The 8,260-nt window shown below is 70.4% G+C and carries 10 protein-coding genes; all 10 read right to left on the bottom strand.

Going from position 1 to position 8,260, the window contains the following annotated elements; translation table 11 throughout:
• On the bottom strand, window positions 1–415 hold a 415-nt coding region (locus tag IH13_RS0107190; protein ID WP_031082068.1), incomplete at its 3' end, for a VOC family protein.
• 68 nt (window positions 416–483) lie between these two features.
• On the bottom strand, window positions 484–1,254 hold the full coding sequence (locus tag IH13_RS0107195; RefSeq protein WP_031082070.1) for an ABC transporter ATP-binding protein: 771 nt from the start codon (window positions 1,252–1,254) through the stop codon (window positions 484–486).
• Window positions 1,251–2,051: an ATP-binding cassette domain-containing protein gene (locus tag IH13_RS0107200; RefSeq protein ID WP_031082072.1), complete on the bottom strand. Its 801-nt coding sequence runs from the start codon at window positions 2,049–2,051 to the stop codon at window positions 1,251–1,253. Before IH13_RS0107200 ends, IH13_RS0107195 begins: the two co-directional genes overlap by 4 nt.
• Window positions 2,048–2,929 (bottom strand): ABC transporter permease, encoded by an 882-nt coding sequence (locus IH13_RS0107205; protein ID WP_051835780.1) that lies wholly within the window; start codon window positions 2,927–2,929, stop codon window positions 2,048–2,050. Before IH13_RS0107205 ends, IH13_RS0107200 begins: the two co-directional genes overlap by 4 nt.
• Window positions 2,926–3,891: an ABC transporter permease gene (locus IH13_RS0107210; RefSeq protein WP_031082076.1), complete on the bottom strand. Its 966-nt coding sequence runs from the start codon at window positions 3,889–3,891 to the stop codon at window positions 2,926–2,928. Before IH13_RS0107210 ends, IH13_RS0107205 begins: the two co-directional genes overlap by 4 nt.
• On the bottom strand, window positions 3,891–5,405 hold the full coding sequence (locus IH13_RS0107215) for an ABC transporter substrate-binding protein (protein ID WP_031082079.1): 1,515 nt from the start codon (window positions 5,403–5,405) through the stop codon (window positions 3,891–3,893). The genes IH13_RS0107210 and IH13_RS0107215 overlap by 1 nt, the downstream gene beginning before the upstream one ends.
• A gap of 44 nt (window positions 5,406–5,449) precedes the next feature.
• Window positions 5,450–6,202: a DUF1684 domain-containing protein gene (locus IH13_RS0107220; protein ID WP_031082081.1), complete on the bottom strand. Its 753-nt coding sequence runs from the start codon at window positions 6,200–6,202 to the stop codon at window positions 5,450–5,452.
• Window positions 6,203–6,483: 281 nt separating this feature from the next.
• A complete protein-coding gene (gene thpD / locus IH13_RS0107225) occupies window positions 6,484–7,377 on the bottom strand; it encodes an ectoine hydroxylase (RefSeq protein WP_031082082.1) in 894 nt (297 codons plus the stop codon).
• 5 nt (window positions 7,378–7,382) lie between these two features.
• Entirely contained in the window at window positions 7,383–7,781 is a 399-nt protein-coding gene (locus tag IH13_RS0107230) for an ectoine synthase (protein ID WP_031082084.1), read from the bottom strand.
• Window positions 7,782–7,844: 63 nt separating this feature from the next.
• On the bottom strand, window positions 7,845–8,260 hold a 416-nt coding region (locus IH13_RS0107235), incomplete at its 5' end, for an aminotransferase class III-fold pyridoxal phosphate-dependent enzyme (RefSeq protein WP_031082087.1).

Genomic DNA, 8,260 nt, shown 5'->3' on the forward strand with positions numbered 1-8,260 from the left:
GCGTCACGTCGTCGGCGGTGACCGGCAGCCGCGTACCGGCCAGCGCCGCGCGTTCCGCGGCACCGGCCTCCACGCAGAACTCGTTGCCCTCGGGGTCGGCCAGGGTCGCCCAGCCCCGCCCGTTCGGCTTGCGGTGGTCGGCGACCAGGGTGGCGCCCAGACCGAGCAGCCGCTCGATCTCCTCGTCGCGGGTGCGGTCCTCGGGGCGTACGTCCAGGTGCACACGGTTCTTGGCCCGCTTGGGCTCGGGCACCGTGACGAAGAGCAGCGCCGCCCTCCCGGTCTCCACGAGCGCCTCGGGGTCGCCGGGCACGTCGTCGTCCGACACGGACGTGCCGAGCACCTCCGCCCAGAAGAGGGCCAGTTCATAGGCGTCGGCGCAGTCGATGGTGATGTGCTGTACGAGGGAGGTCATGGCGACACTCTCCCCGCCGGGCCGGTGCGCGGTCCAGCGAGTTGTCGCCGTACCGCCGGCCCGGAGCCTCAGACGGGCAGCCGCGGTACGGCGTCCAGGAGGCGGCGGGTGTACGGGTGCGCGGGGGCGCCCAGCACCTGGGCCGTGTCCCCCTGTTCGACGAGGCGGCCGCCTTCCAGGACGGCGGTGTGTTCGCACAGGGACGCCACGACCGACAGGTCGTGGGAGACCATGACGACGGTCAACCCCCGCTCCTGCTTGAGCTCGGCGATCAGGTCGACCACGGCCACACGGGTCGTGACGTCCAGCGCACTGACGGGTTCGTCGGCCAGGAGCACCCGCGGATGGCACACCGTCGCACGGGCGATGGCGACGCGCTGGCGCTGGCCCCCGGAGAACTCGTGCGGGTAGCGGTGTACCGCGTCCGCCGGGAGGCCCACCCGCTCCAGTGCCTCGGCGACCTTGGGGGCCGCGGTGGCCTTCGAGTCGAGGCCCAGGGAGCGCAACGGCTCGGCGACGATGTCACCGACGCGCCTGCGGGGGTCGAGCGAGGAGTACGGGTCCTGGAAGACGCACTGCACACCGCGCCGGAAGCGCCGCATCTGCCGGCGGTCGCGCACGTCGAGTCCGGTGCCCTCGAAGGCGACGGTCCCCCGGGTCGGCCTGCCGAGGCCCAGCAGGAGCCGCAGCAGGGTCGTCTTGCCCGCCCCGGACTCGCCGACGAGGGCGAGACTGCGGCCGGACTCGACGGTGAGGGAGACGTCCTGGACGGCGGGGGTGGCGCTGCCCCGGTGGTGCAGCGACACGTTCCTCAGCTCCAGGACCGGTGCGGGCGTCATCGGGTCTCTCCCAGGTTCAGGGCGGACTCCAGCCGCCGGGCACTGCCCACCAGCGCCTTGGTGTAGGCGTGGACCGGTGAGCGGACGAGGTCGAGGACGGCACCCTCCTCCACGGCCCGGCCCTTGCGCATGACCAGGGCGCGGTCGGCGATCCTGGCGACGACCGCCAGGTCGTGGCTGACGAAGAGGACGGCCATGTCGCGTTCCCGGACGAGCGTGTCGATCAGGTCGAGCATCTCCGCCTGCACGGACACGTCGAGCGCCGTGGTCGGCTCGTCCGCGATGAGCAGCTTCGGTTCGCACGCCAGCGCCATGGCGAGCGCGACCCGCTGGCGCTGCCCGCCGGAGATCTCGTGCGGGAAGGACCGGGCGATGCGGTCGGGTTCCGCCAGCCGTACCCGTTCCAGTGCGTCGACGACCGCGCGTTTCAGCGCCGAGCCCCTGAGCCCGTGCCGTCTGGCGAGGGGTTCGGCGAGCTGGCGGCCGGCCCGCATCAGCGGGTCCAGGGCGGTGAGCGGTTCCTGGAAGACGACGGCGGCGTCCCGTCCGCGTACCCGGGTGAGCTGCTCCTCACGCGCGCCGACGATCTGCGTCCCGGCCAGTTCGATGCTTCCGGTGGCGGTGATGCCCTCCGGCAGGAGGCCGAGGACCGCCAGCGCCGTCAGCGACTTGCCGGAGCCCGACTCGCCGATGAGCCCGAGCCGTTCGCCGCGCGCGAGCGACAGCGACAGGTCGTCCACCAGCGTGGTTCCGTCCGTGGTGCTCAGGGTGAGGCCGCTCAGGTCGAGGAGGGTCATGTGCGCCGCCGCCGGGTCGTCGGGTCGAGGGTGTCGCGCAGGCCGTCCGCGACGAGGTTGACGCCCACGACCAGCATGACGAGCAGGATGCCGGGGGCGAGCGCCCCGGCCGGCGCGGTGGTGAACGTGGCCTGCGCCTCCTGGAGCATGCCGCCCCACGAGGCGTTCGGCGGCGGTACGCCCAGGCCGAGGTAGGACAGGCCGGCCTCCGCGAGGACGGCGAGACCGAACTGGAGGGCCAGGTTGACCACGAGGGTCGGCCAGATGTTGGGAAGGACGTGCTGGACCACCGTGCGCGGCCAGGACGTGCCGGAGGTGCGGGCGGCGGTGATGTAGGCCTCGGTGAGGACCCGTTTGACGAGGATGCGGGTCAGCCGGGCCACGACCGCGCTCTGGGCGAGCCCGATGGCCAGCACGGCGGAGCCGAGCGTGGCCGAGTGCGCCGCGACGATGAGCATCGCCAGCAGCAGCGTCGGGAAGGCGATCAGGATGTCGAGGAACGCGGAGAGGGTGTCGTCGAGCCAGCCCTGCGCGAAGGCGGTGAGCAACCCCAGCAGGACACCGAGGACCGCGGCGATCAGCACCGAGCCCAGACCCGCAGTGACGGCGATCCGCGCCCCGGTCATCACCTGGGTGAACAGGTCGCGGCCGAGCTTGTCGGTGCCCAGCAGGTGGCCGGCGCCCGGGCCGGTGAGCCGTCCGCCGGAGGTGTCGTCGGCCGCGTACGGGGACCACACCAGCGAGACGAGGGCGAGCAGCACGACGAGACCGGTGAGCACGCACCCGGCGAGCAGGGTGTACGAACGCGCGGGGCGGCGGCGTCCGGTGGTCGGCCCGGTTGGACGTCCGGTGGTTCGTTCGGTGGCACGTGCGGTCATCGGGAGCCCCCCGAGAGACGGTCGCGCAGCCGGGGGTCGATGATCCGCTGCACGAGGTCGGCGGCGAAGCCGATGAGCAGGACGGCCAGGGTGGAGACGAACAGCACGCCCTGGACGACCGGGTAGTCGTGCTGGGCGATCCCGGTGACGAGCATCGAGCCGAGGCCCGGCAGCGCGAACACCGACTCCACCACCACCGCGCCGAGCAGGGTGGAGGCCAGCTCGATGCCGAGGACGGAGACCACCGGGACCGAGGCGTTGCGCAGCCCGTGACGCCACATGGCCCGCCCGAACGAGGACCCCAGCGCGCGTGCCGTTCGCAGGTAGTCACTGCCCAGGACGTCCAGGGTCGCCGAGCGGACGTACCGGATCAGCGAGGCGCTCATCACCAGGGCGATGGTCGCCACGGGCAGGACGAGCGAGCGGACCGCCTCACCGGGTACCGCCCAGCCGTCCGGGGGGAAGCCGCCGGCCGGCAGCCAGCCCGCGTTCAGCGCGAAGACGGCGACGAGGATCATGCCGAGCCAGAACACCGGTACGGCGATGCCCAGTTGGGAGACGCCGCTGAGCAGCGCGCCGTACCAGGTGTGCCGCTTGTACGCGGCCACGAATCCGGCCGGCACCGCGATCAGGACCGAGAGGACGAACGCGGCCAGGGTCAGCGGGACCGTCAGGTCCAGCCGGGAGGCCACCTCGGGGCCGACCGGCAGCGTACTGACGAACGAGGTGCCGAGGTCCCCGCCCGCCAGCTGCCCGAGCCAGTGGGTGAACTGCTCGGGCAGCGGCTTGTCGGAACCGATGGAGTGCCGGGCCGCCGCGATCTGCTCGGGGCTCGCACCCACCGAGGTGAGCGCGTTGGCCGGGTCGCCGGGCAGCAGGCGCAGCAGGGCGAAGAGCACCACGCTCGCGAGCGCCAGCGACACCAGGAGGAAGACGAAGCGGCGCAGGAGGTACCGCGCCATCAGCTCTTCTTCTTGATGTCGTACGCGAAGAACTGGGAGTTGAGGCCGTTGACCGGGTAGCCGGACAGCTTGGTGTTCGCCACGACGATCTGCGGGTAGAGGTAGAGCCAGTCGCTCGCCGCGTCCTCGGCGGTCTTGCGGTTGACCTTCTTCAGCAGCTCGGTCTGCCCGGCCTCCGTGGTGGCCGCCTCCGCCTGCTCGACCCAGCGGGTGACCTGCGGCTCGTCGTAGCCCCAGTAGAAGTCGGGGTTGCCGTACCAGACCAGGTCGCGGTCGTTGACGTGCTCCTGGAGCGTGGCCGTGAAGTCGTGGTTCTTGTAGACCTTCGTGTACCACTCGTCGGGCGTGATCGTGTTGATCTTCACGGTGACGCCGACCTTGGCCAGCTCCGACTTGATGAAGGTGGCGGCGGTCGGGTGCGGGTCGTAGTTGGGGGTGTCGAGGGTGAAGCTGAAGCCGTCGGCGTAGCCGGCCTCCTTCAGCAGCTCCTTGGCCCGCGCGGGGTCGTGGGTGTCGGTCTCGGTGAGGTCCTCGTACCACGGGTCGGTGGGCGGGACCATCGACCCGATCTCCTTGCCGTAGCCGTCCCAGACGGACTCCAGCAGCTTCTTGTCGTCGATCGCGGCGGAGACGGCCCGGCGCACCTTGACGTCGGTGAAGGGCTTGGCCTTGTCGTTGAAGGCGAGCAGCAGCTTCGTGGTCGAGTCGCCGTCGTTGACCTTGTACTTCGGGTTCGACGTGAACTGGCCGAGTGCGTCGGGGGACTGCTCGCTCGTGACGACGTCGACGGCGTCGGTGAGGAGCGCGTTGTTCAGCGCGGTCGCGTCCTTGTAGTAGTGGAAGACGACCTGGCGGCTGGCCGCCGCCTCACCCCAGTAGCCGGTGAACCGGTCGAGGCTGAGCGCCGAGCCGCGCGTCCACTTCTTCAACGTGAACGGCCCGGTGCCGTCCTCGCTCGTCTTCAGGTTCTCCGCCTCGGAGTTGACGACCCAGACGTAGGAGAGGTTGTAGACGAAGGAGATCGACCTCTTCGAGAGCGTGACCTTCAGAGTCCGCGCGTCGGGCGTGGCGATGTCCTCGACCACGTCGAGGCTGCTCTTGCGGGCGGACTGCGAGTCGTCCGCGAGGACCTTCTCCAGGCTGTACTCGACGTCCTGGCTGGTGAGCTTCTTGCCGCTGTGGAACGTCACCCCGTCCTTCAGCGTGAAGGTGTAGGTGAGCCCGTCCTCGCTGACCGTGTGGTCCTCGGCGAGCAGCGGCTCCACGCCGCCGTCGTCGGTGAGCTTGAACAGCCCTTCGTAGACGTTGCCGTTGAGGGCCTCGGTGACTCCCTGGCCGCCGCCCGCGGTGTTGTCCAGGTTCTGCGGCTCGTAGAGGGAGCCGATGTTCACCGTGGCGTCCTTGTCGTACGTGCCGCCCGCGGCGGAGCCGCCGCCCGGTCCGCCGCACGCGGAGAGGGCCAGGGCGCAGGTGACCGCGGTGGCGGAGTACAGGGAGGTCTTCTTGATGCTCATGAGGGAGGTGCGCCTTCGTGCTGCTGGGAGGGGAGGGGCGGCGATCAGTGCTGCGCGGGGAAGCCGTCGCGGAAGAGGGGAAGCTTCTCGCCCGCCTCGACGGGCAGGTGGAAACGGTTCTGCCGCGGCGGCATCGGACAGTTGTACTGATCGGAGAACCCGCAGGGCGGGACGAAGGCGCGGTTGAAGTCGAGGACGACCCGGCGGTCGTCGCCCGCCGCACGCCGTACGAACAGGAACCGTCCGGCGCCGTAGGTGGTGGCGCTGTTGGTCGGGTCGCCGAAGACGAGCAGCAGGGTGCCGTCGTCGTCGAAGGCGCTGAGCGCGTACGTGTGCCCGTCCAGCGTGAGTTCGATGTCCTCCGGGACCACCAGGTCGCGGGTGCCGCCGTTGTCGCGGAGGTGCTCGAAGGGGACGCGCCGGGCGGCCGGTGCCGGTGTGCAGGAGGCTTCCAGGACCCACTTCGGGTCGTAGGGGAAGGCGCTCGTGTCCTCGAAGTGGCGGAGGGCCGGCGACGCGGAGTCCCAGAACCGCAGTCCGTGCTCGGCCTCGCCGGTGACGAGGTCGGTCCGCTCCAGCGTGGTCACGGTCACGGTGTCCGGCTGTCCCGTACGGGCCGCCTCGATGTCCGGACGCTCGCCGGCGGGCAGCCAGCGGGTCTCGACGAGGGCCAGGTTCCCGGTCGGCGCGGTGAGGGCGTGACGGCGTTCGGCCCGCCAGGCGTCCCACTCCGCGGCGGGGTCGGAGTCGCTGGTGGGCGGGAGGGGTACGGCCGGGTGGGTCACGGTCTGGCTCATTCACCTAGGGGGACGGAAGCGATCGCGCCGCGTGCTCACGCCGCGTGATTCCATGCTCAAAGCATGCCCTATAGGACCTATAAAGCTATCTAATGTCAAATGGCGTCTCGCCCTCTGAGAGCTCATGCGCGGAGGAGGGTGCCGGCGGACCCGTGCGACGGGCGCCGACGGACCGGGGCGCGGGCCGCAGGGGCCCCGGTCGGGTCTCCCCGCTCACGGCAGAGGGGAGGGGCGGGACGCCTGACGCGTCCCGCCCCTCCCCTCAGGGCCTGCCGGATGCCCTACTTCACCGGAGTGAAGTCGCGCGCCCCGATGAACTCCGGGCGGCGGATCGGAGCCGCGAAGGGCTCCTGGGCCGTGTTCTCCACGCTGTTGAACACGATGAACACGTTGCTGCGGGCGTACGGGGTGATGTTGTCCCCCGAGCCGTGCATGGCGTTGCAGTCGAACCAGGTCGCCGAACCGGGCCTGCCCGTGAAGAGCTTGATGCCGTGCCGGTCGGCCATCTTCGTCAGCGCCTCGTCGGACGGGGTGCCGGCGTCCTGCATCTGCAGGGACTTCTTGTAGTTGTCCTTCGGCGTCTCGCCCGCACAGCCCAGGAACGACTTGTGCGAACCGGGCATGATCATCAGCCCGCCGTTGGTGTCGTAGTTCTCCGTCAGGGCGATGGAGACCGACACGGTCCGCATGTTCGGCAGACCGTCCTCGGCGTGCCAGGTCTCGAAGTCCGAGTGCCAGTAGAAGCCCGAGGCGCCGAAGCCCGGCTTCACGTTGATCCGGGACTGGTGGACGTACACGTCCGAGCCCAGGATCTGGCGGGCCCGGCCCACCACGCGCTCGTCGCTGACCAGCCGCGCGAAGACCTCACTGATCTTGTGGACCTCGAAGACGGACCGCACGCTCTGCGACTTCGGCTCGATGATCGAACGCTCGTCGGCGCGGACCGCCGGGTCGGCGATCAGGCGCTCCAGCTCGGTGTGGTAGCCGGCCACCTCGTCCGGGGTGATGAGCTGGTCGATGGCGAGGAAGCCGTCGTGCTCGAAGGACTGGAGGTCCTTCGCGGCGATCGGTCCGGGCGCGCCCGGCGCGGACCAGATGACCGGGTCCTGGCGGGGAGTGGTCATCTCGGCGGCGCCGCGCGTGGGGTAGAGGTCGGTTCGTACCTCGGTGGTCATGGTTCTCAGCCCTCCTCTGTCAGCAGCGGGTAGACACCGTTCTCGTCGTGCTCCTCCCGCCCGGTGACGGGGGGGTTGAAGACGCAGATGCAGCGGAAGTCGGTCTTGGGCCGCATGGTGTGGCGCTCGTGCCCGTCCAGCAGGTACATCGTTCCCGGCGTGATCCAGTGCTTCTCGCCGGTCTCTTCGTTGGTGAGTTCGGCCTCACCCTCGGTGCAGAGCACCGCCTCGATGTGGTTCGCGTACCACATCGAGGTCTCCGTGCCCGCGTACATCACGGTCTCGTGGAGCGAGAAGCCGACCTTCTCCTTGGCGAGCACGATGCGCTTGCTCTCCCAGGTGCCTGAGGCCGCCTTGATGTGCTGCTCGGTGTTCTCGATGTCACTGAACGATCGGACGATCACGTGGGATGGTGCCTTTCTCTTCTGTCCTGCTCAAGCGGTGCCTGTTCCGGGGCCGGCCCCGGGTCAGGCGGTCTCACGGACGGAGCGGGCCAGCGTGCGCAGGCCCTCGTCCAGCTCTTCGGGGGTGATCGTCAGCGGCGGGAGCAGCTTGACGACCTCGCTCTGCGGGCCCGAGGTCTCCAGCAGCAGGCCCAGCTCGAAGGCGCGCGCGCAGACGGCGGAGGCGCGCGCCGGGTCGGTGAACTCCAGGCCCCAGACGAGGCCGCGGCCGCGGAACTGCGCGGTGGCCTCCTCGGCGCAGATCGCCAGCAGCGTCTGCTCGACCTGCTCGCCGCGGGCCAGGGTCTGCTTCTCCATCTGGCCGTCCGCCCAGTAGGCGTCGAGCGTGGCGGCGGCGGTGACGAACGCCGGGTTGTTGCCGCGGAAGGTGCCGTTGTGCTCGCCAGGCTCCCAGATGTCCCTGTCTCTTATACACATCT

The sequence above is a fragment of the Streptomyces sp. NRRL WC-3549 genome (assembly GCF_000721935.1).
In the GTDB taxonomy this organism is placed as follows: Bacteria; Actinomycetota; Actinomycetes; order Streptomycetales; family Streptomycetaceae; genus Streptomyces.

What these genes read in the sequence shown, in the direction of transcription:
- IH13_RS0107195 (WP_031082070.1), bottom strand. Translation starts at nt 1,254, where the DNA reads ATGACGCCCGCACCGGTCCTGGAGCTGAGGAACGTGTCGCTGCACCAC.
- IH13_RS0107200 (WP_031082072.1), bottom strand. Translation starts at nt 2,051, where the DNA reads ATGACCCTCCTCGACCTGAGCGGCCTCACCCTGAGCACCACGGACGGA.
- IH13_RS0107205 (WP_051835780.1), bottom strand. Translation starts at nt 2,929, where the DNA reads ATGACCGCACGTGCCACCGAACGAACCACCGGACGTCCAACCGGGCCG.
- IH13_RS0107210 (WP_031082076.1), bottom strand. Translation starts at nt 3,891, where the DNA reads ATGGCGCGGTACCTCCTGCGCCGCTTCGTCTTCCTCCTGGTGTCGCTG.
- IH13_RS0107215 (WP_031082079.1), bottom strand. Translation starts at nt 5,405, where the DNA reads ATGAGCATCAAGAAGACCTCCCTGTACTCCGCCACCGCGGTCACCTGC.
- IH13_RS0107220 (WP_031082081.1), bottom strand. Translation starts at nt 6,202, where the DNA reads ATGAGCCAGACCGTGACCCACCCGGCCGTACCCCTCCCGCCCACCAGC.
- thpD (WP_031082082.1), bottom strand. Translation starts at nt 7,377, where the DNA reads ATGACCACCGAGGTACGAACCGACCTCTACCCCACGCGCGGCGCCGCC.